This window comes from Agarivorans sp. MS3-6 (genome assembly GCF_054112545.1).
The window spans coordinates 595,645-622,417 of sequence record NZ_CM134202.1 but is presented as its reverse complement, the minus strand read 5'-3'; the positions used below and the strand labels follow the sequence as shown (position 1 = coordinate 622,417).

Below are 26,773 nucleotides of genomic sequence, written 5' to 3'. Positions count from 1 at the left end.
GCCTTTTGCTTTTCCCTACATAACATAGACAAATGCCATTAATCTGGCGGTAGAGGGAAATCATGAGAATAGAGTCAGCAAACTTGTTTAGCGAACTCCAATCAATGGCCGGTGAAATGAAACCCGCTGGTATTGCTCAAGATATTGGCCAAGCAAATAGCCCCTTAGGTGTTTCTAAAGTAAACAGTGACTTTGGCAGCCTGTTAAGCGACGCGATTAATAACGTAAATAGCCATCAATCGAAGGCTAATGAGTTACGTACACGTTTTGATTTAGGCGATCACAGCGTGAGTATTGGTGATGTGATGATCGCCGCCCAAAAATCCAGCGTTGCTTTTGATGCAACGGTTCAGGTAAGAAATAAATTTGTTGATGCATACAAAGAAATCATGTCTATGCCGGTTTAATTTGGCTAGGAAATTAAGATGGCAAGCGAAGGAAGTAACGCAATGAGTCAAGAACCCGCACTATTAGGTTCAGGTGCAGAAGCTGATAGTTTAGAAGCAACAGAGCAGCAAAGTTCAGCATTGTCATTCTTGAGCAATGGCGACGTACTGCGCCAAATCATTATGATTTTGGCCTTAGCGATTTGTCTGGCCATGGCGGTATTTTTACTCATGTGGGCGAAAGAGCCAGAAATGCGTCCCTTGGGCAGTATGACGACCCCTGAGTTGGTCGAAACCTTAGACTTTTTAGACCTATCGAAAATCCCCTATACCATCGAAGGCAATACCGTATTGGTTAATGCCGAGCAATATCAAGATATTAAACTCAAACTACGTCGCTCTGGTTTAACTGAGTCAACCCCTGGCGGCGAACAAATCCTACTGAACGATATGGGCTTTGGTGTTAGCCAGCGTTTAGAAGGCGAGCGCTTAAAGCTTAGCCGTGAACGTCAATTAGCCACTGCCATCGAGCAAATGAACTCCGTGAGTAACGCTCAGGTGCTACTAGCGATACCTAAAAGCAACGTATTTGCCCGCCGGGAGCAAAAACCTTCGGCGACTGTGGTGGTTAATTTAAGAAGTAGTAACGGCTTAAAGCAGGAAGAAATTGACTCGATCGTAGATATTGTTGCTTCAGCAGTGCAGGGCTTAATACCAAGCCGAGTCACAGTTACAGACCAAAATGGTCGCCTACTAAACTCCGGTAGCCAAGACCCTCTATCCTCTCGTACCCGTAAAGAGTTTGAGATGGAGCGTAAGCGCGAGAGTGAATACAAAGACAAAATTGATTCGATTATGATTCCGGTGGTTGGCATTGGTAATTACACCGCGGAAGTGGATGTCACCTTAGATTTCACCTCGGTAGAGCAGACCCAAAAGCGTTTCAACCCTGATTTACCAGCGGTTCGCAGTGAATATACCATTGAAGATAATAATATTGGCGCTGGCGCTATTGGCATTCCAGGAGCATTAACCAATCAACCTCCTGTTGCCGCTGATATTCCTGAGCAAGCGGGAGGCGCAAATGCGCAAGCTCAAACGGGCAGTAGCCATAAAGAGTCAACGCGAAACTATGAATTAGATACCACCATTAGCCATACGCGTTCACAGGTGGGTGTAGTAAGGCGCTTAAGTGTTTCAGTGGCTTTAGATTACAACAGTCAAGTTTCTGACGCGGGAGAAACCACGCGTGAACCGCGTAACGCTGAGCAAATTGCCAGTATTCGTCGCTTGCTACAGGGTGGCGTTGGTTTCAACTTGAGTCGAGGTGATACTTTAGAAGTGGTCAGTGTACCGTTCTCAAGACCAGAGATTTTTACCGAAGCTGATTTGCCTGTTTGGGAGCAAGCTTGGTTTTGGCGGGCGATGCGTATAGCGGCTAGTGTATTAGTACTGATCGTATTGATTGTCGCGGTTGTTAGACCAATGCTTAATCGTATTTTGGCCAATGGTGAAGACTCTGAACATGCAGAAACCGATTTAGACGCTGCACTAGCCGCTTACGAAAATGATGATGACTTACAGTTAATTTCAGCTGACAATACCGAAGTAGATTTTGGTATACGCGATGGACAGCTGAAATTACCAGACTTACATAAAGATGAAGATATGCTGAAAGCCGTTCGTGCACTGGTGGCTAATGAGCCTGACCTAGCGGCAATGGTGATTAAAGATTGGGTAATTAACGATGCCAAATGATGACGAAATCAACCCAGAAGAAGTTTTGGGAGATATGAATGGTATTGAGCGCGCAGCGATTTTAATGCTGAGCCTCAATGAAGATGATGCGGCGACTATATTCCGCCATCTAGAGCCAAAACAAGTTCAACGCTTAGGTATGGCGATGGCCTCGTTAGAGGATTTTTCTCACGAGCGGGTGGTAGCAGTACACCGTTTGTTTATTGATGATATCCAAAAATACACCAACATCGGTATTGGTAGCCAAGACTTTGTGCGTAAAGCGCTTACCGCCGCCTTGGGTGAAGACCGAGCGTCTAGTTTGGTTGACCAAATCATCATGGGCAGTGGAGCCAAGGGTCTCGATTCATTAAAATGGATGGACGCTCGCCAAGTCGCCAACATTATTCAAAACGAACACCCTCAAATTCAAACCATCGTATTGTCTTACTTAGAAGCAGAGCAATCTGCCGAAATTATGTCGCAGTTCCAAGACAAAGTGCGTTTGGACTTGATGATGCGTATTGCTAACTTAGAAGAAGTTCAACCAGCAGCATTAACCGAATTGAACGAAATCATGGAGAAACAGTTCGCTGGCCAAGCTGGCGCTCAAGCAGCCAAAATGGGCGGCTTGAAAGCAGCGGCTAATATCATGAACTTCCTAGATACCAATATGGAAGGCATGTTAATGGACTCAATTCGCGAGAGCGATGAAGAAATGGCTCAACAAATTCAAGATCTTATGTTTGTCTTTGAGAATTTGGTGGACATTGATGACCGCGGCATTCAAACCTTGTTACGAGATGTTCCCGGCGAGCTATTGCAAAAAGCGCTTAAAGGGGCAGATGACGGACTTAAAGATAAGATCTTTAACAACATGTCTAAACGTGCAGCGGAAATGCTCAAGGACGATTTGGAAGCCATGGGGCCAATTAAAGTCAGTGAAGTTGAAACCGCCCAAAAAGAAATCTTATCTATTGCTCGCCGTCTCTCTGAAGCCGGAGAGATTATGATAGGCGGTGGTGGTGGGGATGAGTTCTTATAAACCATGACTGAACACGATAAACAAGACGATGCTGAGCCATCCTCATCCATTCCAGAGCAGCAAACAAATACTGCTAATGACTTAATGGACGATGACGATATTGCCGCGCTGTTAGAGCAAACTCAGCAACCACCCGCTGACCAAGCAGCAGCCGCTGACAATGATGCGGATACACCAGTATCCACTGATCAGCAAGCAGCCATCGATGACATGTTAGCCGATGTCGGCCAACAAGCTGCGCCAGCCAGTGAGCCTAGCCAAGAGGACGATATCGCCTGGCCTCTGCCAGATTTTACCGAGGTAAAACAAGAGGTCAAAGATCCCGCCAGTAACGCCTTCAATATGAAACCGGCTTGGTTCAGTGAAGAGCCTGTTGAGCAAGAGCCTGAAATCCACTTTGAGCCGATGACCATTGAAGAGTTAGAGGCGCTGCGCCAGTCGGCCTATGAAGAAGGTTTTGCAGAAGGCAAAGAAGAAGGACATAAGCAAGGTTTAGTCAGCGGTCACGAAGAGGGGTTAGCGCAAGGTATCCTTCAAGGTCAGCAAGAAGGCTTAAGCAAAGGCTTAAACGAGGGGCAGCAGCAAATTGATGAGTTGAGTGCAAATTGGTCTAGCCTGATTGGACAACTTCATCAACCGAATCGCCAAATAGACGATGAAGTTGAGCAACAAGTGCTTGATTTAGCCATGAAGCTGGCCGCAGAAATTGTCCAAGTCGAGTTAGTGACTAACCCCGACGTGATAATTAAAACGGTTAAACAAGCCGTTGAAGCATTGCCCCTGCAAAAACAGCATATTAGGATCCATCTTCATCCAGTTGATCTCGCTATTATCGAACAAGTATTTCCCGCTGATACTAGAGAGAAAAAACAATGGCAACTGTTAGCCGATGGCAGCCTTACCCAAGGTGATTGCCTCATTGAAAACGATCTTTCTTCGGTATCGGTCGACATGAATGAAGTGATCAAACAAAGCTTACAGTCTTTCATCCGTCAAAATGGCCAAAACGATGAAACTGAATCAACGACTTAAGCGGTATCAAACCCAGCATAGCCGCAATAAACCCACAGTGGCAGGCAAACTAACCCGTGTTGTGGGCCTAACGCTTGAAGCTGTAGGTTGTCGGGCTCCCTTAGGATCTTTGTGTTCGGTTGAAACCCTCGATGGCTTCTTAGAAGCTGAGGTAGTGGGCTTCTCTGGCGACAAATTATTTCTGATGCCTAGCGAGCAGTTAACCGGCGTTTTGCCGGGAGCCCGAGTCATCCCTATGCATGAAAATCATGGTGTACCGGTGGGTATGGAATTGCTCGGCAGGGTTATTGATGGGGTCGGAAAACCTTTAGATGGCTTAGGCGACATCGCCTGTAAACAAGTGACTAATTTAAGTTCTGTTCGGCTAAACCCGATGAGCAGAATGCCGATTAAAACGCCACTCGATGTGGGGGTACGCTCAATAAACTCGGTATTAACCGTTGGTCAAGGCCAGCGCATGGGCTTATTTGCCGGTTCAGGTGTCGGTAAAAGTGTTCTCATGGGCATGATGACTCGTGGCACGACAGCTGACGTGGTGGTGGTGGGCTTAATCGGTGAACGTGGCCGAGAAGTAAAAGAATTTATTGACGAAATCTTAGGTGAAGAAGGGCGCAAACGTGCCGTGGTGGTGGCGGCCCCAGCCGACGCATCACCGTTGATGCGCCTAAAAGGCTGTGATACCACATTGACCATTGCTGAGTATTTCCGCGACCAGGGACTCAATGTACTGTTGCTGATGGACTCGCTGACTCGTTATGCGCAAGCTCAACGTGAAATAGCCTTGGCTATTGGTGAACCGCCAGCGACAAAAGGCTACCCACCTTCAGTATTTGCTAAGTTACCTCGCTTGGTTGAACGGGCGGGTAATGGTGCTGAAGGGCAGGGGTCTATCACTGCCTTCTTTACGGTGCTAACCGAGGGAGATGATTTACAAGATCCCATCGCCGATGCAGCCAGAGCCATTTTGGATGGCCACATTGTGTTATCACGAGAATTGGCCGATGCCGGGCATTACCCCGCGGTGGATATTGAAAAATCTATTAGTCGTGTAATGCCAGCGGTGACCAGCGACGGCCACCAACAATTGGCTCGCCAACTTAAATCACTCAATGCTTCCTACCAACAAAACCAAGACCTTATCGCCATTGGCGCTTATCAGCGCGGTGCCGATAAACGGATTGATTTAGCCATTGCCATGAAACCCCATATGGATCAGTTCTTGCAGCAAGAGATGAAAGAAGTGGTTGCATATGACGAAAGTCTGACGCGTATGGAACGAACCATGCAAATGGCAAATATCAACGCGCAAGGCCCGCTCAACTAACGGTTGGTTAAGGGGCGCTTGGCTTAGAATCATTTAGCTGTCTCAGGGTGTTATTTAGGAGTTGATCATGGCACGAAGAGCATTACATTTATTGGCCGAACGCCTACACGATCAAGAACAAGATGCGGCCAGAGAAATGGCCGAGGCGCAGCAACAGCTTGGTGAGTTTGAAGCGCAATTAGCCCACTTAGAACAATATCGACGCTCCTATCTTGATCAAGCTTTAGCTAAAGGTGTTGATGGTTTTTATGCTGATAGCTTTCACCAATACCAAGTATTTATTCAAAAACTTGAACAAGCCAGTGTTCAGCAGGGTAAGAGCATTGAGCAGGTAAAGAAAAACGTGTTACTCAAGCGTAAACAATGGTTGGACTTGCAAGCAAAAAGGAAAGCCATGGAAATGCTGATAGCCAAACAAATAAAGTTACGAGAGCAACAACAAAGTCGCGAAGAACAAAAGCTACTAGACGAATACGCTTTGTATTCTCACTTGCGTGGTCAAGTGCAAGTTTAAGCTGCTGGCGCAAATATTGCTTTGTTTTGAAGCGAGCAGTTTAACTGCAGCTTCAATTAAAACTATAATGACAAATCGTAAAGGTAAGCAACAATATGGAATTATTGTTAACAGACACTGCAAATGCTAATCAATTCGGGTCACTTGATAGCACTTCCACTGCCTCTTCAGCAGAAGGAAAAGACTTTGCCAACATGGTCAAAGAGCTAGCGCTATTACCTAAAGCTGATAGCCCTTTACGTGCCGCAATAGAAAAACAATATAGCGCCGCTAACGCCAGTGATAGTAAGGCATCGAGCGTTTCTCCAAGGGCTCAAAGCCCTAGTGAATTGCTACAGCAGTTGGCTGAAGCAACGCAGATGGCTAAAGGTTTAGAGTCAGCCGAGCAAGCAGCAAACACAACCAGTGGCTTGGACCCTTTAGTCGATAGCATAGACATTGATGCAGACACCGGGCTTGAAGCGCAAGCTGATTCTGAAACCAAGCCAGAGCAAGCTTTGTTAGCGAGTAAAGCCGAGCTTAAAGCCGGTGAGGCAAGCGGCAGAGAATTGCCGCCAGTGGCTGCTGACAATAAACTAGCGCCCCATGTGCCGACGCAACAAGCGGAAATAGAGGCCAAAGCCAGCGCAAACAATCAAGTCACCGTCAACGCTGCTGAGGCAGACAATGGCCAGGTGCTTGAGGGGAAAGCTCTCGTTAAAGATGGCGCAATGCTTGAACAAGCTAGCGCGAATACCAGTGGCCAGGTGAGTCGTTCCAGTCAAGAAGCACAAGGTAATGGAGCTGCTAGCCAATCATCAGAGGCTAAATCTGTTAGCGCAACAAGCGCGTTAATCCCCAATCACGCCAGCGTCACTAAAGATAGCGTAGAGACCAGTGGTAAAGCAGAACCCGGCCCAAACAGCGTACAGTTGGCGTCTAACAGTGTTTCCGCCGAAAATAAAAAGGGCGAAGGTTTGGCCGTGGCAGCAGAGCTTGTTACCACTAAACAGCACACAGACGCAGTGAAACGAGAGCAAGCTCCGTCTGTCACTAACGCTGAGCAGGTGGCGGTCAAAGGTGAAGATGCACTAGAAACTAAAACAGGGCAGGGGCAAGACAGCTCAAAGTTAGCGGCTAATAAAGAAGCCTTACCCGTCGATGGAAATCAAACGGGTAAATCGGCCGCGAATACTTTAGACGCTGACAAAATGCCTAAAAATGCCGATAACGCTAAGCAGCTAGAACCTATTCAGAAGAAAGACATTGATGCTAGCCTTGCAAATAAAAGCCACTCAGAGCAGGCCAAACATAGTGCTGGTGACATATCAGGGAATAGCCAAACAACGGAGAACAAGCCTTTAGTGAGAGAGGGCGCTAATGAAAACAGAAGCCCAGCCAAAGTGGTCATCAACAACCCACCGTCTTCTGTAGAGCATAACGCTGCACAAACTGACGCAAAGACCGCTGCGACTAGCCAAACGCTTGAATCCAGCTCTGCCGTCACCAAAGAGCAAGTAGTGCTGTCGCAAGAGCCCAAATTAACTACTCAAGTCAATCACTCAAGTAGCCACAAAGCGAGCGCGGCTGAAGCAAACCAGTTTTCCGAAAAGTTAAGCAATATCTCGTCAGATGGCAGTAGCCCAGAGCAACATTCTAATCAGCAAGAAGGCAGCCATAGAGAACCCGGCCAACAAACTCAAGCTCAACCGGCTACTCTTGTCAATGCTTCTGAGGCACCACGCCCGCAAGATCATCACAGCATTTTTCGGGCAGTATCTGGGGCCGACATCGCTAACCGAGCTGAGCTGTCAAATGAGGTCAGCTTAAAACAAGCACAGCAAGCTAATCAGGTGCTTGATAAAGATATTCAAATGAATCAGCGATTAAATCCAGCACACTATCAAGCCCCTGCAGAACTGAACCAACGGGTTCAATACATGCTTAGCCAAGGTATGCAAAAAGCGGAAATCCGCTTAGACCCAGCCGAACTTGGCAGTATGCACATTCGTTTACAAATGAATCAAGACCAACAAGTCTCAGTGCAAATTCAAGTACAAAACCCTCAAGCCAGAGAAGCGTTAGAGCAAACCATGCCTCGTTTACGAGAAATGTTGCAGCAACAGGGGATAGAATTAGGGCAGAGTCATGTTAATCAACAGCATCAAGGTGGCAGCTCTCAGCATGGGCAGGGTCAATCGGCCAGTGCCGGAATGGGCACAAACTTTGATGGAGTTGATGAATCAACTGAGCAAGACCTGAGCGCTTTGCTGGCAAACCAAGCAAATAGTGATGGGATTGACTTCTACGCTTAGATTATTTCATCGTGGCGCTGTTGAAGCGGCTCTTAACTATGTAATAATAAAAGCAGTTTAGCGGCAAGTTCACGGAAGCACAGATGGCTGAAGAATCAGAGTTACAAGTAGAAGACGGTGAGGGTGGCAGTAAGAAAAAGCTGTTTATCATCATTGGAATAGTAGTGGTATTACTTATTGGCGGTGTAGTTGGGTTTTTATTGATGAGCGGAGGTGATGATCAAGCCCCTGCAGCAGCAACCCCAGCAGCAGAAGCCACCTCAAGTGTTACCCATACGGCCTTATATGTAGGGATGCCTCGCCCTTTTGTGTTTAATATTGTGGGTGATAGCCGAGATCGATTAGTACAAATCAAAGTACAATTATTGGTGAGAGGCACCGACAATGAAGAAATGGCAAAATTACATATACCGCTAATTGAAGGTACATTACTGAGTGTCTTTAGCGCGGCATCGGTCGAAGACTTGTCGACCCAAGAAGGTAAAGATACCTTACGTGAAAATTCACTCGTTGAAACACAAAAAGCATTAAAAGAAATTACCGGTAAAGTGGTGGTAGAGAAAATACTATTTACTGGCTTTGTAATGCAATAAAGGAACATTGTGAGCGATTTATTAAGCCAAGACGAAATCGATGCGCTGTTACATGGTGTCGATGACATAGAAGAAGACATCATTGAACCAGAAATGTCTGGCAGTGTGGTCGAATTTGACTTTTCTTCTCAGGACCGAATTGTTCGGGGCCGAATGCCAACCTTGGAGTTGGTCAATGAACGTTTTGCTCGTCACATGCGAATCAGCCTGTTTAACATGATGCGCCGCACTGCTGAAGTATCAATCAACGGCGTGCAAATGATTAAATTTGGCGAATACGTGCATACCTTATTTGTACCCACCAGTCTAAATATGGTTCGTTTTCGACCGCTAAAAGGCACTGCCTTGGTGACCATGGAGGCGCGTTTAGTCTTTATTTTGGTAGAAAACTTTTTCGGGGGTGACGGTCGTTATCACGCTAAGATCGAAGGCCGCGAGTTTACGCCCACCGAGCGTCGTATCATTCAAATGCTATTAAAAATTATTTTTGAAGATTACGTAGAGGCGTGGGCGCCAGTGATGGATGTCGGCTTTGATTACCTTGATTCAGAAGTAAACCCGGCAATGGCCAATATTGTAAGCCCCACAGAAGTGATCGTGGTAAGTTCATTTCATATTGAGCTAGACGGTGGCGGTGGTGACTTCCATATTGCTATGCCTTACTCAATGCTAGAGCCCATAAGAGAGCTACTCGATGCCGGGGTTCAAAGTGATAAACAAGATACCGACCAGCGTTGGAGTTCTGCGCTGGGTGATGAAATCATGGATGTACCAGTAGGTTTGCATACCAAACTGTTAGAAACCGATGTAACCTTGCGGCAACTAATGGAGCTAAAAGCTGGCGATATTATACCGGTAGAAATGCCAGAAACAGCCATGCTTTATGTTGAAGACCTACCTAGCTACCGAGTTAAAATGGGTCAGCGTAACGAAAGAATGGCATTAAAAATTGATACTCAACTAAAACGCCCAGACACTGTAAAAAGTGACTTAGAAATGGTGGTCAGTAGCCGCCGACCTGCCGGTGATGAGTGATAGACAATAAGGAACAACTATGAGTGATCAAGATGATATGGCTGATGAGTGGGCAGCAGCGATGGCGGAAGCAGAACCTGCGCCTTTAGAGGAGTTTGTCGACGAATCTAGGCCGATTAGCGAAGAGGAACAGCGTAAGCTCGATTCGATTATGGATATTCCGGTAACCATTTCTATGGAAGTGGGTCGCAGCAATATCAGTATTCGCAATTTACTCCAGCTCAACCAAGGTTCTGTTGTAGAGCTTGATCGCGTTGCCGGTGAGCCTCTGGATGTATTAGTTAACGGTACCCTAATTGCTCACGGTGAGGTAGTGGTAGTAAACGATAAGTTCGGTATTCGACTCACTGACGTCATTAGTCAAACAGAACGTATTAAAAAGCTTAAATAATGTTAATACGAACCTTATTGAGCCTAGTATTTAGCATAAGCCTACCGGTAGCAGCTGAAGAGGCTATGACCAAAGCGCCTAGCAGCCAAGTTGAGCTGTTGTCTTGGATTATGTCTTTAGCTGTGGTGCTGGTAACAATATTTGTTTGTGCTTGGGTATTAAAGAAAACGCGCTTAAGCCAGTTTGCCGGCGGCCAAGCAAAGGTGGTGGCAAACCTGGCTTTGGGTACGCGTGAGCGGGTGATGGTCGTGGAAGTGGGCGAGCAACAGTATCTGATCGGTGTGACTGCCCAATCAATTAACCTGCTTGATAAGCTAGAGCAACCACTGGTTGTGCAAACCAACAAAGTGACCAGTCAGTTTGCTAAACAGCTGCAAGGAATGTTGTCGAAAAATGAAAAATAAGCGCTGCTACTGGCTAGCTTTAATGCTTGCAATGTTTGCCCTGCCTAGTTACGCCCAAGATGGTATTCTTCCGGCCATAACCATGACAACAAATTCAGATGGCGGGCAAGAGTATTCGGTGACGCTGCAAGTTTTAGCCTTGATGACCGCGTTATCATTCTTGCCGGCTTTAGTGATTATGATGACCTCCTTTACCAGAATTGTTGTCGTGATGTCTATCCTACGGCAAGCCATGGGCTTACAACAAAGCCCATCTAATCAGGTCATTATTGGTATTGCGCTATTTTTAACATTCTTCATTATGTCGCCGGTGATAGAAGAAGTGAATGCTAATGCGATACAGCCTTATTTGAGTGAAGAACTCACATCGATGCAGGCGTTTGAACAAGCTAAAGAGCCGATGAAAGAGTTTATGCTCGCCCAGACTCGGCTTACCGACTTAGAAACCTTTGTAAAAATAGCCAAAGTAGAAGTAGGTTCTCCTGAAGAAGTGCCATTTAACGTACTCATTCCTGCTTTTATCACCTCAGAGTTAAAAACCGCCTTCCAGATTGGTTTTATGTTGTTTATTCCTTTCTTAGTGATTGATTTGGTCGTGGCGAGTATTCTGATGGCGATGGGGATGATGATGCTTTCCCCGATGATTGTATCGCTGCCTTTTAAACTGATGCTGTTTGTATTAGTCGACGGCTGGAGCCTCGTTATGGGCACCCTGGCTAATAGTTTTGGCGTATAGACATAAGGAGCCGCTAGATGGAACCGGAAGTCTTTGTTGATGTATTCCGCCTTGCCTTAGGTCAAGTGATGCTGTTGGTATCAGCAGCTATTATTCCCAGCCTTTTAGTGGGTTTAATGGTGGCTATTTTCCAAGCTGCCACCTCAATTAACGAGCAAACCTTAAGCTTTTTACCCCGTTTATTGGTCACTTTGGCCTCACTGATGTTTGCTGGCCATTGGTTTACTGCAAAACTCATGGAGCTATTCTTTACCATGGTGGATATGATCCCTCAGGTCGTGGGTTAATGGAATTTTCTGCCGATATTATATTGGCATGGATAGGCCAATACCTATGGGCGTTAACTAGAGTTGCCGCGCTATTAATGGTTTTGGCAAGCTTTGGGGGTAAATCTGTGCCCACTAGAGTGCGTTTATTACTCGCCTTAGCGATCACCTTCGCGCTAGTACCGGTATTACCCGATGTTCAAGGCATTGAAGTGTTTTCTTTTCAAGCGATTATTGTGATCTTGCAGCAGGTGTTGATTGGTGCGGCAATTGGCTTTATTTCACAGCTACTGATGCAAACTTTTGTGGTCGGTGGACAAATCATTGCCATGCAAACCAGTTTAGGTTTTGCCTCGATGGTTGACCCTAATAATGGCCAAAGCACACCGGTTGTCGGCCAATTCTATTTATTGTTAGCTACCTTGTTGTTCCTCGCAATGGATGGCCATTTACAATTAATTACCCTAATAGCAATGAGCTTTGAAACCATCCCTATTGGCATGAACGGTTTAACAAGTATTGATTATCAACAACTGGCAGGGTGGTATTCTCAGTTGTTTTTGGCGGCGTTAGCCTTATCTATTTCTTCTGTGGTGGCCATGTTATTGGTTAACTTCTCCTTTGGTATCATGACTCGGGCAGCGCCACAGCTGAATATCTTTAGTATTGGTTTTGCGGTCAGTATGTTATTTGGGCTATTTATTTTGTGGCTCACCATTGGTGGTTTTTTGGCACATTTCGAACGACAGTGGGAGGTTGGCCGAAGCACAGCGTGTAGCTTGCTTCAAATAGGGTGTTAAGCCTTAGGCCGAGAATCTTATGGCGGATGACGATCAAGAAAAAACCGAAGACCCCACGGGGAAAAAACTCGATGATGCGCGAAATAAAGGCCAAGTAGCTCGTTCAAAAGAACTCGGTACCGCCGCGGTGTTGATTGTGGCAGCAATGTCCATCATGTTCTTTGGTGAGATGTTAGCCGAGGCAATGGTAAAGGTGTTTCAGCTGGCCTTCAGTTTAACTCGAGAGCAAGTGTTTGATGTAAACTTGATGCTAAAAATCATTGGTTCAATGGCGAGTTTGCTGGCAAGCCCATTAATTTGGATTATGAGCTTTATTATGCTGGCAGCTTTCATTGGCAATACTTTGCTCGGGGGGATTTCTTTCAGCTGGGAAGCTATGCGGCCGAAAGCCAGTAAAATGTCGCCAAAGCAAGGCATTAAGCGAATGGTGGGGGTTCAGGCCTTTGTTGAATTTATAAAAAGTGTCGCGAAAGTATTGGTGATAGCTGGGGTGGTATGGTTTGTACTGCGCTGGAAATTTGCTGATATCTTATCGTTAAGCATGCAGTCCATTCCTGGTTCAATTGTCAATGCATTAGATATGCTGCAGTGGATGCTGTTGGCCTTAGTATGTAGCCTTATTGTTATTGTGATCATTGATGTGCCTTATCAGATATGGAACCACACCAAACAGCTGAAAATGTCTAAGCAAGAGGTTAAAGACGAACACAAAAACATGGAAGGTAGCCCTGAGGTTAAAGGCCGGATCCGTCGTCTACAAATGGAGATGGCTGCGCGCAGAATGATGGCCGATGTGCCGCAAGCAGATGTGGTGGTGACTAACCCAAGCCATTATTCGGTGGCCTTAAAATATGACACCAATGGGACGGGCGCGCCAAAAGTGGTGGCTAAGGGCGTAGATGAAGTAGCAATGAAAATTCGTGAAGTTGCACGCCACTATGAAGTTCCCATCATGGAGGCACCCGCCTTAACGCGTTCATTGTTTCACACCACGAAATTAGGGCATGATATACCAGAAGGCTTATACATAGCGGTGGCCCAAATTCTGGCTTTTGTTTTCCAGTTGGAGCAATACCGCAAAGGTAAAGGTAAGCGGCCTAAGCCGGTTGCCGATGACTTACCTATTCCAAACGAGTTGCGATATTGAACGCAATTTTATCCTTCCGCTTTCCCAAGCTTAGTTGTTGGCTCAGTTATTGCTTTTCTCATTCAATCAGTCGTTAAGAAGTCAGTATTTCGTCATTTATGGAAATCATCAATCGCCTCACCAGCTTTAAGCTTAAAGATCTAAAAAAAGTTGATGTAAATATCATAAAAGGATTTGGCACCCCAATGGTGGTGCTAGCCACTTTGGGTATGGTTGTATTACCCATGGCAGCTTGGCTGCTAGATATTTTATTCGCTTTTAACATTTCACTGGCGCTTATCGTGCTGCTAGTGGCGGTTTATACTAAACGACCATTAGATTTTGCTGTATTCCCCACCGTGTTGTTAATTGCCACCTTATTACGCTTGGCGTTAAACGTTGCCTCTACTCGAGTCGTATTACTGGAAGGTCACAACGGTGGCAACGCAGCGGGTAATGTTATTGAAGCATTTGGCTCGGTGGTGATCGGGGGTAACTACGCCGTAGGTCTAGTGGTGTTTTTAATCTTAATGATTATCAACTTTGTGGTGGTAACCAAAGGTGCTGGCCGGATTGCAGAAGTAAGCGCACGCTTCACCTTGGATGCCATGCCGGGTAAGCAAATGGCGATTGATGCCGACCTTAACGCTGGCATTATCGACCAAGAGCAAGCGCGAGAACGCCGAGCTGATGTCACCAACGAAGCCGACTTTTACGGTTCAATGGATGGTGCCAGTAAGTTTGTAAAAGGTGACGCCATCGCCGGGATATTGATTTTGTTCATCAACATTCTTGGCGGTTTTATCATTGGTGTCGCTCAGCATGACCTGACCTTCGGTGAGGCTGCTGAGGTCTACACACTACTGACCATTGGTGATGGTTTGGTTGCACAAATCCCATCTCTATTATTATCTATTGCTGCAGCCTTGATTGTGACTCGCCAAAATACCGAAGCCGATATGGGCGAGCAAGTCAGTCTGCAGATGTTTAAAGACCCTCGGGTCATGATCATTTGTGGGTCGATTCTATTTGTAATGGGTATCGTGCCAGGCATGCCGCATTTAGCATTTTTAACTTGTGCCGCGGTATGTTTAGGCGCAGCGTGGATGCGCCATAAAGCTGACGCGAAAAAAGTGGCCGATACCGCGCTACAACCATCCACAGCAAATACTGGGTCTAGCAGTGAGCCGAAAGAGCTAGGTTGGGACGATGTTCAACCGGTGGATGTTATTGGCTTAGAAGTGGGCTATCGCCTTATCCCATTAGTCGATAAGACTCAGGGGGGTGAATTACTCGCGCGCATCAAAGGCGTGCGTAAAAAATTATCTCAAGACCTCGGCTTTTTGGTGCCCGCAGTGCACATTAGAGACAACTTAGACTTAGGGCCAAACCAGTATCGAATTACCTTAATGGGGGTGACTTACGGCGAGTCTGAAGTATTCCATGACCGCGAAATGGCGATTAATCCTGGCCAAGTTTTTGGTAAGATAGAAGGGCAGGCGACGACCGATCCAGCGTTTGGTTTAGAAGCTGCTTGGGTTGCTACAGAACAACGTGAACATGCGCAAACACTTGGTTACACCGTGGTCGATTCGGCAACGGTTGTTGCTACCCATTTGAGCCAGTTACTGACCAATAATGCCTCGAGCCTACTGGGCCATGAAGAAGTTCAAAACTTGTTGGATATGCTAGGTAATAACTTACCTAAATTGGTCGAAGGCTTAGTACCAGATGTATTGAGCTTATCAACGGTGGTTAAGGTACTACAGAACTTGCTTAATGAAGGGGTGCCGGTGCGTGATGTGCGCAGCATCGTTCAGACCTTAGTGGAGTATGGTCCGAAGAGCCAAGATGCAGATATTCTTACCGCAGCATGCCGCATTTCCCTAAAACGCCTGATTGTCCAAGAGTTGATTGGCAGCGAAGCTGAATTACCCGTCATTACTTTATCGCCAGACTTGGAGCAAATATTGCATCAGTCTATGCAGGCAGCTGGAAATGATGGAGCAGGGATGGAGCCTGGTTTGGCTGAGAAACTTCAAGTGTCACTCACTGAAGCATGTCAAAACCAAGAGCTGGCTGGCCAACCTGCTATTTTATTAACCTCGGGAATATTGCGCTCAAGCATGTCTCGGTTTGTTAAAACAGCACTACCAGCGTTAAGAGTACTTTCTTATCAAGAAGTACCAGAAGACAAACAAATACGTATTGTGAGTTCAGTAGGGCAGTAGCCTCAGCGTACTGGCAAAAGGAAGGTGAACAGTGAAAATGAAACGCTTTTTTGCAAAAGACATGCGAACTGCACTTGCTGAAGTAAAAGAAACACTTGGCAGTGATGCGGTGATAATGTCTAACAAAAAGGTTACTGGTGGCATCGAGATCGTAGCTGCCATTGAACCTTCAAGCGCCGGCGAGGCAGCCAGTACCACAACGCGAGAGTTGGCTGAAGATAGTGTCAAATTATCGGCTGCTCCAAGTTCACCTGCACGTAAAACGCCAACAAACAGTCACCCTAGTCATGATTTTGACGAAAACGCTAGCCTAAAAGACAATCTCACTAATTTTATGCAGCGTCATCAAAAACGTCAGAAAGAAAATTTACAGCAATCTACTCGCGCCAAATCTCAGAGCCAAGCAGACAACCAGCGTCCTCGCACGGTTCAAGCTCCGCGCTCAATTGCGCAGCAACAAGGCTGGGTTCAGCAAGGTTCGTTATCAAGTAAAGCGCAACAACGAAGCCCTAATCCGGTTGCTCAAGACGCCAGTGCCAGCGAAGTCGGCGAGCTCAAGAAAGAAATGGCAGCCATGCGTAAGCTGCTAGAGCATCAAGTATCGGGTTTAATGTGGCAGGAAGTAGAGCGCCAAGAGCCTGTACGAGCAATGTTGATAAAGCAGTTACAAGTGGTTGGCTTTGATGAAGACATGGCAGACCAAATTGCCGGCTACATCCCTGAAGAGTTAGGGGTTCAAGAAGGTTGGCAGCATTTACGCGAGTTACTCGCCAATCAGTTACCGGTGGGTCAAGATGAAATCTTATTGAAAGGTGGCGCAATCGCTTTGCTGGGGCCTACTGGTGTGGGTAAAACCACCACTATTGCGAAGTTAGCGGCCCAATTTTCAATGCGCCATGGCCCCGACAGTGTGGCAATGATAACCACCGATACATATCGGATTGGTGCTCACGAACAGTTAGCTACCTATGGAAAAATTATGGGGTGTGCTGTTCGCGTAGCCAATGACGAAGAAGAGTTATCGCAGCTACTCTATCAATTTAAAGACAAAAAATTGGTGCTAATTGATACAGCCGGAATGAGTCAGCGCGATCTGCGTCTGCATGAGCAATTAGACAAGTTGGTGAAAAATAGTCGCGTTAATATTCGCAACTACTTAGTCATGTCAGCCAATGCTCAGCGCCGAGTAATTGAAGAAACTGTGAACCAATTCCAACGCATTCCCTTAGCTGGTACCATACTTACCAAATTGGATGAAAGCTTAGCCTTAGGTGAAGTACTCAATGTCACTTTGCGCCACGCTTTACCAATAAGTTACGTGACTAATGGTCAGCAAGTACCAGAAGATATAGCGGTGGCCGAGCCGAGTAAGTTGATAGAGCAAGCTTTATCAGTGATGGACTCCAATACCCAACAACATTTCTGGTTCAGTGAAACCGAGCAGCAGAAGGTTTCAGATGTATTCTAAAGATAATGAATTTGATCAAGCTAGCGGCCTCAGAATGATGCAACAAAAAAATAATGTAAAAGTTATCGCTGTCACCGGTGGTAAAGGTGGGGTAGGTAAAACCAACGTTACCCTAAACATGGGTATCGCCATGGCCGCACAAGGTAAACGCGTTATGGTATTAGACGCCGATTTGGGTCTAGCGAACGTAGATGTATTACTGGGTTTGCGGGTAACTAAAAACTTATCTCATGTCTTATCGGGAGAGTGCACCTTAGACGAAGTGCTCGTAGAAGGGCCTAACGGCATTCTGATTGCCCCTGCCACTTCTGGTACTCAGTCAATGGTCGAGTTAAGCCCGGCAGAGCATGCAGGCTTGATTCGCGCATTTAGCAGCCTAAAAACGCCGATTGATGTTTTGTTGGTTGATACTGCTGCAGGTATCTCCGATATGGTGTTAAGTTTTGCGAAAGCCTCACAAGACATTGTTGTGGTTGTTTGTGACGAGCCCACCTCAATAACTGACGCTTACGCGCTGATTAAGCTACTCTCTAATAATCATGGAGTGTATAAGTTTAAAATTGTGGCCAATATGATACGTAGCCTAAGAGAAGGGCAAGAATTGTTTGCTAAGCTTACCCGAGTCACAGACCGGTTTCTCGATGCAACCTTAGAATTGGTGTCTTGTATCCCTTATGACAATAACGTTAGGTTGGCAGTAAGAAAGCAGCGGGTTGTTGTAGAAGCGTATCCAAAATCACCGGCCTCATTAGCGTTTCGCTCCTTAGCAAATAAAGCCACCACTTGGCCAATACCAGAGCAAGCGGGTGGACATTTAGAGTTTTTCATCGAGAATCTTCTCGAATTTGGTCAACGCAAAAATAGAGAACAGCTTAGTGAATAAAGTTGCCGCTTATGCCAGCGTGAACGACACTAATGTTTTAGTGGAGCGTCATGCGACTTTGGTTAAACGGATTGCCCACCACCTTATGGCTAGATTGCCAGCAAGCGTCATCGTTGACGACTTAATTCAGTCAGGCATGATTGGATTAATTGAAGCCGCCCGTAATTTCGATGGCTCTAAAGGGGCGAGTTTTGAAACGTATGCCGGGATCCGTATTCGCGGTTCTATGCTGGATGAGATTCGTCGAGGTGATTGGGTACCACGATCTGTACATAAAAACAGCCGCGCTATTAACGATGCGATTGCGGCGGTAGAAAGAGAAAAAAATGGTGATGCCAAAGACGCAGAAATAGCCGAAAAACTGGGAGTGAGTATTAATGAATACCACTCAATGCTGGCCGATGTTAATAGTGGCCGAATCCTTGGCATTGAAGACCTCGGCGTAAGTGAAGATGTTATCTCAAGCGAAGAAAGTCGCGAGCTTAATCGTCCCTTTGAAGGCTTTGCCAACCAACGTTTTCAGCAGTCTTTAGCAGAGTGCATTAAGGGGCTACCAGAGCGTGAAGCCCTCGTATTGTCTTTGTATTACGACGAAGAATTAAACCTAAAAGAGATTGGTGAAGTATTGAGCGTAAGTGAGTCTCGTGTGAGCCAAATTCATAGTCAAGCACTGGCCAGAGTGAAAACTCGAATGCGAGATTGGACACAATAGCGAAATTCATCCTTACAAAACTAATAAAAGATGGACTAATATTGTGTTTATTAAGGCATAATATCTACATATTATAAATTTATGGCTCAGTTGTGAGCTAGCAAGCATCCTGTTGGGGGAAGTACCTTGGATAAAAATATGAAAATTCTGGTTGTTGACGATTTTTCAACAATGAGAAGGATTATTAAAAACCTATTGAGAGACCTTGGCTTTAATAACACACATGAAGCTGATGATGGCAATACGGCATTACCGATGCTTAAAGGTGGCGATTTCGAATTTGTAGTAACAGATTGGAACATGCCTGGCATGGAAGGCATCGATTTATTGAAAAATATTCGTGCCGATGAAAGCCTTGCTCATTTGCCTGTGTTAATGGTAACGGCAGAAGCTAAGCGCGAACAAATTATCGAAGCTGCACAAGCTGGTGTAAATGGCTACATTGTGAAACCGTTCACTGCTGCTACATTAAAAGAGAAGCTAGATAAGATTTTCGAACGATTACAATAATAAAGGAAGATGCGTGAGCACCGATAATCCGATTATTTCGTTAGCTGATGCCAAACAATTGGTGTCGTTGCTTGAACAAGGCAATGTAGCAGAGGCCAATCAACTCGTTAGTGAGTTGTGCGCACCTAAAGCTAATCTGCTATTTGATAAAGTTGGGCAGCTCACTCGTCAACTCCACGATTCTTTAAATGATTTTAAGCTCGATATGCGTATTAACGAGCTGGCGAATCAAGAAATTCCAGACGCTAAAGAGCGTTTAAATTACGTCATTGAAATGACCGACCAAGCAGCCAACAAAACCATGGACGCGGTAGAGTCTGGCTTACCCATTGCTGATAAATTAACCAGTGACATCAACGATATAATGCCGATTTGGCAGAGTTTGATGGAACGGCGAATTGAATTGGGCCAATTTAAGGCGCTGTGTCACCAAATCGATATTTTCCTTAATAGTTCTTCAACAAATGCAGATAAACTACGTAGCATGTTGACAGAGATATTGATGGCACAAGACTTTCAAGACCTCACCGGGCAAATGATCCGTAAAGTCATCACCTTAGTGCAAGAGGTAGAAGAAAGTTTGGTAGAAATGCTGACTTTATTCGGTGCAGAGAAAAGCGAATTAGCTAAAGCTGAGCCGGTCACCAAATCAGCGATAGAAGCTGAAGGTCCAATAATAAATAAAGAGCAAAGGGATGACGTAGTCAACGATCAAGATGATGTTGATGACCTGTTATCTAGTTTAGGATTTTAAGGGAGTAGCGCATGTCGTTTGATGTAGATGAAGACATCTTACAAGACTTTCTCGTAGAGGCGGCAGAGATTCTTGAACAGCTCTCTGAGCAGTTGGTTGATTTAGAAAAACGTCCTGATGATAGTGACCTATTGAATGCCATTTTCAGAGGTTTCCACACCGTAAAAGGCGGTGCGGGATTTTTGTCATTAACTGAACTGGTTGATGTATGTCACGGTGCAGAAAACGTTTTTGACACTCTCCGTAATGGCGGGCGAGGCGTATCTTCAGAGTTAATGGATGTAATCCTTGAAGCTCTCGACGCGGTCAACGATATGTTTGGTCAAGTGCAAGCTCGCGAGCCCTTAACCCCTGCTTCTCCTGAAATTATCGAGCGTTTACATCAACTCTCTAAACCAGAGTCCGCCGATGAGGTGGTTGCACCAGAACCAGAAGTGGTGGTAGAGCAGCCTGTTGAACCGGTTGCGCCTGCTGCTGATGTCGCTGCTGGTGGTGCCAGCATTGATGAAATCAGTGACGACGAATTCGAACGTTTGCTCGATGAACTACATGGTGGTGCTGCGCCCAATGCGCCCGCTACTCCGCCAGCCCCTGCTAGCCCTCCGAGTGCTGCCAGTGCAGGCGATATTTCTGATGACGAATTCGAGAAACTACTTGATGAGCTGCATGGCTCTAATGCGCCCACCGCAAAAACTCCCGCTGCTAAAGCGCCAACCGCTGCTGCTAGCCCGGCTAGTGATGGTGAAATAGGCGATGACGAATTTGAAAAACTGTTAGACCAATTACATGGTGCAGGAAAAGCGCCTGAGCCAAAAGCACCGGCTCCAGCAGCCAAAGCTGCGACACCGGCACCAAAAGCGCCGCCAAAACCGGCTGCTAAGCCCGCCGCTGCGGCCAAGCCTGCTGCGGCGGCTAAAGAGCCAGCGAAGGCCGCTAAACAAGCACCGCAAGGCGAAACCACGGTTCGTGTTGATACTCGTACTTTAGACGAGATAATGAACATGGTCGGTGAGCTCGTATTAGTGAGAAACCGCCTTGTCAGTTTAGGTTTAGTGAGTAACGACGAAGATATGTCTAAGGCCACCGCTAATTTAGACGTGGTGACCGCAGATTTGCAAGGCGCGGTGATGAAAACGCGTATGCAGCCGATCAAGAAAGTATTTGGTCGTTTTCCTCGGGTGGTACGTGATTTAGCGCGAAGCCTGAAGAAAGATATTAATTTAGAATTAGTGGGTGAAGAGACCGACCTCGATAAAAACTTGGTAGAAGCTCTCGCCGATCCTTTGGTCCACTTAGTCAGAAACTCAGTAGATCACGGTATCGAGATGCCTGATATTCGTGTCGCTGCAGGTAAACCTCGTACCGGTGTTATTCGTTTGTCTGCTTCTCAAGAAGGAGACCACATCTTATTGAAAATTGAAGATGATGGTGCCGGCATGAACGCTGACAAATTGAAAGGCATTGCCATTGAGCGCGGAGTGTTAGACGCTGATGCTGCGGCTCGCATGCCAGATAAAGACGCCTACAGTTTGATTTTTGCCCCTGGTTTTTCTACCAAAACTGAAATTTCAGACATTTCTGGGCGTGGTGTGGGTATGGACGTGGTGAAAACCAGCATCACCCAACTTAATGGATCGGTTGATATCGACTCTAAGTTAGGCGAAGGCACCATTCTGCAAATCAAAGTTCCGTTAACGCTGGCTATTTTACCTACCTTGATGGTAGATGTTGGCAAGCAAACATTTGCCTTACCGCTAACCAGTGTTAATGAAATCTTCCACCTTGATTTAACTAAAACCAACGTTGTCGACGGCCAAGAAACCGTTATTGTTCGAGATAAAGCGATTCCGCTATTTTATTTGCAGGATTGGTTAATTAAGAATATGCAGCCCGGTCAACGAAGTTCGCAAGGCCATGTTGTGATCGTGCAAATTGGTCCTCAGCAAGTGGGTTTTGTGGTTGATAACCTGATTGGCCAAGAAGAAGTCGTGATTAAAGCGCTTGACCAGTTACTGCAAGGTACTCCTGGTATGGCAGGAGCGACTATCACCAGTGATGGCCGTATCGCTCTAATACTCGATATCCCTAGTCTGTTAAAACGCTACGCTCGTAAAATGTAAGCGTTGCCTCCAAGAAGAATTGAGTATGGCTATAAAAGTTTTAGTAGTTGACGATTCAAGCTTTTTTCGACGTAGGGTAAGCGAAATAATTAACGCAGATCCTGCGTTAGAAGTGATTGAAACCGCCAAAAATGGTAAAGAAGCCATTGAAATGGTCGCTAGGCTTAAGCCCGATGTGATTACCATGGATATTGAAATGCCAGTGATGGACGGGATCACCGCTGTTAAAGAGATAATGGCTAAGTATCCTACACCGGTATTGATGTTTTCTTCTCTTACTCATGACGGCGCAAAAGCCACCTTAGAGGCCTTAGACGCAGGTGCCTTAGACTTTATTCCCAAAAAGTTTGAGGATATTGCCAGAGACCGCGAAGAAGCAGTTAGCTTACTGCAACAACGGGTAAAAGCAATCGCTCGGCGCCGTGTTATGGCGCGCCGTGCGCCAATTAGCCCTGCAAGCTCAACACCTTCAGCAAGGCGCGTTAGTCCATCAACGGGTCATTCTCCAGTAAATAAAACCACTGTAGCTACCTCAACCATTGAGAGGCCAAGCCCTGCTACTCGCTTTAAGCCTTCTGGTAAGCGCTATAAATTGGTTGCCATTGGCACATCCACCGGCGGCCCCGTAGCTTTGCAAATGATATTAACTCAAATCCCCGCGGGTTTTTCTAAGCCTATTCTGTTGGTTCAACATATGCCCGCGACCTTTACTGCTGCATTTGCCCAACGTTTAAACAGCTTATCTAAAATAAATGTCAAACAAGCAGAAGACGGTGATGACTTAAGACCCGGCTGGGCCTACCTTGCACCTGGCGGCAAACAAATGCTGATTGAGTCGAGAGGTGCCCACGGTCGAATCCGTATCATTGAGGGCAATGACAAAGTAAATTACAAACCTTGTGTCGATATTACTTTTGCGTCTTTAGCAAAAAGCCATCAAGGCAACGTATTAGCCATGATTCTCACCGGGATGGGGGCAGACGGCAGAGACGGCTGTCGCCTGTTAAAAGCACAAGGCTCAACAATCTGGGCTCAAGATGAGGCTAGTTGTGTTGTTTACGGTATGCCACAAGCCGTCGCTAGCGCCGGTTTAGCCTCTAATCAACTGCCACTAGAGCGTTTCTCAGATGCGATAGTCGCGGAAATAGGAAATGGATAAACTTAGCGTCTTTGGTATATTTTTGGCGTTTTCTGCAGTTGGCTTCGGTCATATGTTGGCTGGCGGCGAGCTAAGTGATCTGATTAACCTACATGCTTTATTTATCGTTTTAGGCGGCACTATTGGGGCGGTGATGTTGCAAACGCCTTCAGCCCAGTTTCTGCAAGCGATTAAAGCCGCGCCAAGAGTTTGGCAAAATTCTAGCTACGATACCCAAAGCCAGATAAAGTTAATATTGAGCTGGTCTAATACTGTTCGAAAAGACGGTTATCTGGTTTTAGAAACTCAACAACAGCATGCCGATAGTTTCAGCCTACGAGGCCTAGAAATGCTGGTCGATGGCGCCGAGCCACAACAAGTAAAACAAGCCTTAGAAGACGTTATAGATCTTGAGCAGAGTCGGCTAGATCGTCAAGCCGGTGTGTTTGAAGCGATGGGGGGCTATTGCCCTACTGTAGGAATATTAGGCGCAGTGTTAGGGTTAATTCAAGCCATGGATTTTCTCAGCAGCCCAGAACAGTTAGGTCAGGGCATTGCCGTTGCATTTGTTGCGACCATCTATGGGGTGGGCTTCGCTAACTTTTTATTTCTTCCCATTGCAAATAAGTTACGTGCACAAGCCGGCGATCGCGCTATTTACCAAGAAATGACCTTAGCGGGCTTAGTGTCTATCGCCGAAGGTGCCAGTAGTTTAGATGTGCAACGACGTCTTAAAAGCTTTGTCGTGGATATCGACTGAGATGCGGCATCGTTACGCGGCACCCGCAAAGCGCAATGCCAACACAGAGCGCTGGTTAGTGTCTTATGCGGATTACATGACCTTGATGTTTGCGCTGTTTGTGGTGCTGTACTCAATGGCCATAGCCAATGAACAAGAATACCCAGAGTTACAACAGCGTCTACAACAGGCTATCGCGCTATTAGAAATTAGTGAACCGCCAGCGGTTGAAGACTCAAACCACTCAATCTTGGTGGGCGAAGGGGATACTATTTTAGAAAACAATAACCAAGCAGTTATTGAAGATGTGATTAAAAATCAGCCTGAATTAGAACCTTTGCCAATGTTGGCAGAGCAAATTGCGCTAGAGTTTAAAGATTATCTGCATACTGACGACATAATAGTGAGTTATGACGATCAATGGTTAAGTATTGAGTTAGATAGTCGATTGTTTTTTGCCAGTGGTAGCGCTTACCTGATTAAACCAGCCGAACAAATTATAATCCGGTTGGCAGGCAAACTAAAAACGGTGGATAACTATTTACGGGTGCGCGGTTACACCGATGAAGACAGCATTGACAGTGCGCTTTACCCAAGTAACTGGGAGTTGTCAGCCGCTAGAGCTACCCGTGTATTAAGAGAACTAGAAGCGAATGGTGTGCAACCAGCACGCATGGCGATTGAAGCCTATGCACACTATTCCCCTCAAACCGGTCAGTTAAGTCATAGTAAGAGCAGGCGAGTCGTCATCGCCTTGTCTAATAAGCGTTGGCAGCCACCAAGGGCGCCTATTGTCGAAGACGGGAAATCGACGATGACAACAGAAAAACCAAAGCCTAAGCCTGATAGTGATACTATGTTGGCTGTACCACTTGAAGGTGGTGGGGTTAGGTTTACAACAAGGCAGGATGATAAGTGAAAGTTTGGACAGTTGCTAACCAAAAGGGTGGGGTGGGTAAAACCACCACGGTGATATCGTTAGCCGGTTTGTTAGCGCAACAGGGCAAACGAGTATTACTACTCGACACTGACCCTCACGCCTCGTTAACCAGTTATTTGGGTTTTGATGTAGATAGTGTGCAAGGCACCTTGTATGAGCTTTATCAAAATGCTCAGCTTGACGATGCCATGGTCACTCATAGTATTCAGGCTACATCCTTCGACAATTTGGATATCATCCCTGCCAGTATGGCTTTAGCGACCTTAGATAAAGTGCTAGGTCAACGTGAAGGCATGGGGCTTATTTTAAAACGCATTCTAGCCAGAATCGAAGACAAGTACGATTATGTATTGATAGATTGTCCGCCGGTATTAGGTGTGATGATGGTCAATGCATTAGCCGCGAGCGACCGTGTGTTAGTCCCGGTACAAACAGAGTTTTTGGCCATTAAGGGTTTAGAGCGCATGGTGAAAACCTTGGCGATTATGCAACGTTCTTGTCCGGATCCCTTACGTTATACGGTTGTGCCTACTATGTACGATAAACGTACCCGAGCCTCATTAGCAGCCTTAAAAGACTTACAAGAAACCTACCCCAACAACATTTGGAACTCGGTTATCCCGATTGACACTAAGTTTCGTGATGCCAGCTTGCGTCATGCTCCGCCGTCTTACCATATTAAAAACTGTCGTGGTGTTTTTGCCTATCAAACTCTACTGGCCCATTTACTACAAATGACAGACGAGCAGGGCTTATTATGAACAGTGACAAATTAATGGAGCAAGCACTAGGCAGCTATTTTGATTCATTGCTGAATGAAGAAAGCGCCCCAGTGATTAAACCTAGCGAAGCCACTGTAGAGAGACCATCATTGGTTGCAGAACCTCAGGTTAAACCTTTAGCAACGCTATTTGCTGAAGCAGAAACGCGGGTTGCCGCAATGAGCGACGCTCCGCCTATTCTGTTGCCGATACAAGAGCTACCGGAGCAACAAGTAGAGCCAACCATGGTTGAACCCACCGTGGCTGAACCGGCAGTGCTAGATACTGTTGAGGCTGTAGTTGCGTCACCGCAAGCAGAAACCTTACAACAGACAGAGCCAGAGCTTGTTGAACAGCCGCAAGCCGCAGAGTGGCAAAACATCGAAACCGATGATGAGTTTCAGGCGCTCTTTTTTGAAGTGGCCGGCGTGACCTTTGGGGTGCCTTTAACAGAATTAGGTGGCATTCATCGAATCAGTGAGGTCAGTCCTTTATTTGGTAAGCCCGAATGGTTTGCTGGAATCATGATCGAGCGCGAGCAAAAATTGTCAGTGGTCGATACCGCAAAATGGGTGATGCCTAATCAACCTTTCGACCCAGAATATAAATATGTCGTTATGCTTGGAGAGAGCCCATGGGGTTTGAGCTGTGAAAAACTATTTGGTACCGAACGCTTAACACGCGATGACGTTAAGTGGCGTAAGGTACCTGGTCAGCGCCGCTGGTTAGCAGGCATGGTGAAGAAGAAAATGTGCGCATTAGTGCACGTAGAAGAACTACTAGCAATGCTTTCTCAAGGTGTGAATATCGAAGGACACTAAATTAATGAGAGCT

Annotated in this window: 27 protein-coding genes; all 27 read left to right on the top strand. The window is 46.1% G+C overall.

The window, feature by feature from the left end; genetic code table 11:
• Window positions 1-62 precede the first annotated feature (62 nt).
• Complete coding sequence (gene fliE / locus ACVFI8_RS02910) at window positions 63-407, top strand: flagellar hook-basal body complex protein FliE (RefSeq protein ID WP_248714922.1); 345 nt, start codon at window positions 63-65, stop codon at window positions 405-407.
• A gap of 18 nt (window positions 408-425) precedes the next feature.
• Window positions 426-2,144, top strand: a complete 1,719-nt coding sequence (gene fliF, locus ACVFI8_RS02905) for a flagellar basal-body MS-ring/collar protein FliF (protein WP_371923119.1) — start codon at window positions 426-428, stop codon at window positions 2,142-2,144.
• A complete protein-coding gene (gene fliG / locus ACVFI8_RS02900) occupies window positions 2,134-3,168 on the top strand; it encodes a flagellar motor switch protein FliG (protein WP_248714924.1) in 1,035 nt (344 codons plus the stop codon). The genes fliF and fliG overlap by 11 nt, the downstream gene beginning before the upstream one ends.
• A 3-nt stretch (window positions 3,169-3,171) precedes the next feature.
• Window positions 3,172-4,200, top strand: a complete 1,029-nt coding sequence (gene fliH / locus ACVFI8_RS02895) for a flagellar assembly protein FliH (protein ID WP_248714925.1) — start codon at window positions 3,172-3,174, stop codon at window positions 4,198-4,200.
• Window positions 4,178-5,524 (top strand): flagellar protein export ATPase FliI, encoded by a 1,347-nt coding sequence (gene fliI, locus ACVFI8_RS02890; RefSeq protein ID WP_248714926.1) that lies wholly within the window; start codon window positions 4,178-4,180, stop codon window positions 5,522-5,524. Before fliH ends, fliI begins: the two co-directional genes overlap by 23 nt.
• A 67-nt stretch (window positions 5,525-5,591) precedes the next feature.
• Window positions 5,592-6,038, top strand: a complete 447-nt coding sequence (gene fliJ, locus ACVFI8_RS02885) for a flagellar export protein FliJ (protein ID WP_248714927.1) — start codon at window positions 5,592-5,594, stop codon at window positions 6,036-6,038.
• Window positions 6,039-6,133: 95 nt separating this feature from the next.
• Complete coding sequence (locus ACVFI8_RS02880) at window positions 6,134-8,332, top strand: flagellar hook-length control protein FliK (RefSeq protein ID WP_457872993.1); 2,199 nt, start codon at window positions 6,134-6,136, stop codon at window positions 8,330-8,332.
• An 83-nt stretch (window positions 8,333-8,415) separates the two neighbouring features.
• On the top strand, window positions 8,416-8,925 hold the full coding sequence (gene fliL, locus ACVFI8_RS02875) for a flagellar basal body-associated protein FliL (protein WP_248714929.1): 510 nt from the start codon (window positions 8,416-8,418) through the stop codon (window positions 8,923-8,925).
• A 9-nt stretch (window positions 8,926-8,934) separates the two neighbouring features.
• The gene (fliM, locus tag ACVFI8_RS02870) at window positions 8,935-9,960 is read left to right on the top strand and encodes a flagellar motor switch protein FliM (protein ID WP_248714930.1); all 1,026 of its coding nucleotides are present in this window, start codon (window positions 8,935-8,937) and stop codon (window positions 9,958-9,960) included.
• A gap of 19 nt (window positions 9,961-9,979) precedes the next feature.
• On the top strand, window positions 9,980-10,351 hold the full coding sequence (gene fliN / locus ACVFI8_RS02865; RefSeq protein WP_248714931.1) for a flagellar motor switch protein FliN: 372 nt from the start codon (window positions 9,980-9,982) through the stop codon (window positions 10,349-10,351).
• Window positions 10,351-10,755 carry a flagellar biosynthetic protein FliO gene (gene fliO, locus ACVFI8_RS02860; RefSeq protein WP_457872992.1) on the top strand — a complete coding sequence of 135 codons (405 nt, stop codon included), beginning with the start codon at window positions 10,351-10,353 and terminating at the stop codon, window positions 10,753-10,755. Before fliN ends, fliO begins: the two co-directional genes overlap by 1 nt.
• Window positions 10,745-11,491, top strand: coding sequence for a flagellar type III secretion system pore protein FliP (gene fliP, locus ACVFI8_RS02855; protein ID WP_248714933.1), 747 nt, complete (start codon window positions 10,745-10,747; stop codon window positions 11,489-11,491). Before fliO ends, fliP begins: the two co-directional genes overlap by 11 nt.
• 17 nt (window positions 11,492-11,508) lie before the next feature.
• Window positions 11,509-11,778 carry a flagellar biosynthetic protein FliQ gene (locus tag ACVFI8_RS02850; RefSeq protein WP_248714934.1) on the top strand — a complete coding sequence of 90 codons (270 nt, stop codon included), beginning with the start codon at window positions 11,509-11,511 and terminating at the stop codon, window positions 11,776-11,778.
• On the top strand, window positions 11,778-12,557 hold the full coding sequence (gene fliR / locus ACVFI8_RS02845) for a flagellar biosynthetic protein FliR (protein ID WP_248714935.1): 780 nt from the start codon (window positions 11,778-11,780) through the stop codon (window positions 12,555-12,557). The genes ACVFI8_RS02850 and fliR overlap by 1 nt, the downstream gene beginning before the upstream one ends.
• Window positions 12,558-12,576: 19 nt before the next feature.
• On the top strand, window positions 12,577-13,704 hold the full coding sequence (gene flhB, locus ACVFI8_RS02840; RefSeq protein ID WP_248714936.1) for a flagellar biosynthesis protein FlhB: 1,128 nt from the start codon (window positions 12,577-12,579) through the stop codon (window positions 13,702-13,704).
• A gap of 98 nt (window positions 13,705-13,802) precedes the next feature.
• Complete coding sequence (flhA, locus tag ACVFI8_RS02835) at window positions 13,803-15,914, top strand: flagellar biosynthesis protein FlhA (RefSeq protein ID WP_248714937.1); 2,112 nt, start codon at window positions 13,803-13,805, stop codon at window positions 15,912-15,914.
• A 31-nt stretch (window positions 15,915-15,945) separates the two neighbouring features.
• Window positions 15,946-17,382, top strand: a complete 1,437-nt coding sequence (flhF, locus tag ACVFI8_RS02830; protein WP_457872991.1) for a flagellar biosynthesis protein FlhF — start codon at window positions 15,946-15,948, stop codon at window positions 17,380-17,382.
• The gene (locus ACVFI8_RS02825; protein WP_305883154.1) at window positions 17,372-18,265 is read left to right on the top strand and encodes a MinD/ParA family ATP-binding protein; all 894 of its coding nucleotides are present in this window, start codon (window positions 17,372-17,374) and stop codon (window positions 18,263-18,265) included. Before flhF ends, ACVFI8_RS02825 begins: the two co-directional genes overlap by 11 nt.
• Complete coding sequence (locus tag ACVFI8_RS02820) at window positions 18,258-18,977, top strand: RNA polymerase sigma factor FliA (protein WP_248714939.1); 720 nt, start codon at window positions 18,258-18,260, stop codon at window positions 18,975-18,977. Before ACVFI8_RS02825 ends, ACVFI8_RS02820 begins: the two co-directional genes overlap by 8 nt.
• 126 nt (window positions 18,978-19,103) lie before the next feature.
• Window positions 19,104-19,487, top strand: coding sequence for a chemotaxis response regulator CheY (gene cheY, locus ACVFI8_RS02815; protein ID WP_055734955.1), 384 nt, complete (start codon window positions 19,104-19,106; stop codon window positions 19,485-19,487).
• A 13-nt stretch (window positions 19,488-19,500) separates the two neighbouring features.
• Complete coding sequence (locus ACVFI8_RS02810) at window positions 19,501-20,241, top strand: protein phosphatase CheZ (RefSeq protein WP_457872990.1); 741 nt, start codon at window positions 19,501-19,503, stop codon at window positions 20,239-20,241.
• 11 nt (window positions 20,242-20,252) lie between these two features.
• Complete coding sequence (locus ACVFI8_RS02805; protein ID WP_457872989.1) at window positions 20,253-22,361, top strand: chemotaxis protein CheA; 2,109 nt, start codon at window positions 20,253-20,255, stop codon at window positions 22,359-22,361.
• Window positions 22,362-22,386: 25 nt separating this feature from the next.
• The gene (locus ACVFI8_RS02800; RefSeq protein WP_457872988.1) at window positions 22,387-23,520 is read left to right on the top strand and encodes a protein-glutamate methylesterase/protein-glutamine glutaminase; all 1,134 of its coding nucleotides are present in this window, start codon (window positions 22,387-22,389) and stop codon (window positions 23,518-23,520) included.
• Window positions 23,513-24,259, top strand: coding sequence for a flagellar motor protein (locus tag ACVFI8_RS02795; protein WP_457872987.1), 747 nt, complete (start codon window positions 23,513-23,515; stop codon window positions 24,257-24,259). Before ACVFI8_RS02800 ends, ACVFI8_RS02795 begins: the two co-directional genes overlap by 8 nt.
• The gene (locus ACVFI8_RS02790; RefSeq protein WP_457872986.1) at window positions 24,216-25,157 is read left to right on the top strand and encodes a flagellar motor protein MotB; all 942 of its coding nucleotides are present in this window, start codon (window positions 24,216-24,218) and stop codon (window positions 25,155-25,157) included. Before ACVFI8_RS02795 ends, ACVFI8_RS02790 begins: the two co-directional genes overlap by 44 nt.
• A complete protein-coding gene (locus tag ACVFI8_RS02785) occupies window positions 25,154-25,939 on the top strand; it encodes a ParA family protein (protein ID WP_248714945.1) in 786 nt (261 codons plus the stop codon). Before ACVFI8_RS02790 ends, ACVFI8_RS02785 begins: the two co-directional genes overlap by 4 nt.
• On the top strand, window positions 25,936-26,760 hold the full coding sequence (locus tag ACVFI8_RS02780; RefSeq protein ID WP_457872985.1) for a chemotaxis protein CheW: 825 nt from the start codon (window positions 25,936-25,938) through the stop codon (window positions 26,758-26,760). Before ACVFI8_RS02785 ends, ACVFI8_RS02780 begins: the two co-directional genes overlap by 4 nt.
• The last annotated feature ends 13 nt before the right edge of the window (window positions 26,761-26,773 follow it).

Bases quoted from the DNA above. Each gene is read 5' to 3' on its own strand.
- ACVFI8_RS02790 (WP_457872986.1), top strand. From the start codon at position 24,216: ATGTGCAACGACGTCTTAAAAGCTTTGTCGTGGATATCGACTGAGATG.
- fliI (WP_248714926.1), top strand. From the start codon at position 4,178: ATGAAACTGAATCAACGACTTAAGCGGTATCAAACCCAGCATAGCCGC.
- fliN (WP_248714931.1), top strand. From the start codon at position 9,980: ATGAGTGATCAAGATGATATGGCTGATGAGTGGGCAGCAGCGATGGCG.
- ACVFI8_RS02805 (WP_457872989.1), top strand. From the start codon at position 20,253: ATGTCGTTTGATGTAGATGAAGACATCTTACAAGACTTTCTCGTAGAG.
- fliG (WP_248714924.1), top strand. From the start codon at position 2,134: ATGCCAAATGATGACGAAATCAACCCAGAAGAAGTTTTGGGAGATATG.
- flhB (WP_248714936.1), top strand. From the start codon at position 12,577: ATGGCGGATGACGATCAAGAAAAAACCGAAGACCCCACGGGGAAAAAA.
- fliJ (WP_248714927.1), top strand. From the start codon at position 5,592: ATGGCACGAAGAGCATTACATTTATTGGCCGAACGCCTACACGATCAA.
- fliO (WP_457872992.1), top strand. From the start codon at position 10,351: ATGTTAATACGAACCTTATTGAGCCTAGTATTTAGCATAAGCCTACCG.
- fliL (WP_248714929.1), top strand. From the start codon at position 8,416: ATGGCTGAAGAATCAGAGTTACAAGTAGAAGACGGTGAGGGTGGCAGT.
- flhA (WP_248714937.1), top strand. From the start codon at position 13,803: ATGGAAATCATCAATCGCCTCACCAGCTTTAAGCTTAAAGATCTAAAA.
- ACVFI8_RS02825 (WP_305883154.1), top strand. From the start codon at position 17,372: ATGTATTCTAAAGATAATGAATTTGATCAAGCTAGCGGCCTCAGAATG.
- ACVFI8_RS02800 (WP_457872988.1), top strand. From the start codon at position 22,387: ATGGCTATAAAAGTTTTAGTAGTTGACGATTCAAGCTTTTTTCGACGT.
- ACVFI8_RS02795 (WP_457872987.1), top strand. From the start codon at position 23,513: ATGGATAAACTTAGCGTCTTTGGTATATTTTTGGCGTTTTCTGCAGTT.
- ACVFI8_RS02880 (WP_457872993.1), top strand. From the start codon at position 6,134: ATGGAATTATTGTTAACAGACACTGCAAATGCTAATCAATTCGGGTCA.
- fliP (WP_248714933.1), top strand. From the start codon at position 10,745: ATGAAAAATAAGCGCTGCTACTGGCTAGCTTTAATGCTTGCAATGTTT.
- fliE (WP_248714922.1), top strand. From the start codon at position 63: ATGAGAATAGAGTCAGCAAACTTGTTTAGCGAACTCCAATCAATGGCC.
- fliH (WP_248714925.1), top strand. From the start codon at position 3,172: ATGACTGAACACGATAAACAAGACGATGCTGAGCCATCCTCATCCATT.
- ACVFI8_RS02850 (WP_248714934.1), top strand. From the start codon at position 11,509: ATGGAACCGGAAGTCTTTGTTGATGTATTCCGCCTTGCCTTAGGTCAA.
- fliF (WP_371923119.1), top strand. From the start codon at position 426: ATGGCAAGCGAAGGAAGTAACGCAATGAGTCAAGAACCCGCACTATTA.
- fliR (WP_248714935.1), top strand. From the start codon at position 11,778: ATGGAATTTTCTGCCGATATTATATTGGCATGGATAGGCCAATACCTA.
- ACVFI8_RS02780 (WP_457872985.1), top strand. From the start codon at position 25,936: ATGAACAGTGACAAATTAATGGAGCAAGCACTAGGCAGCTATTTTGAT.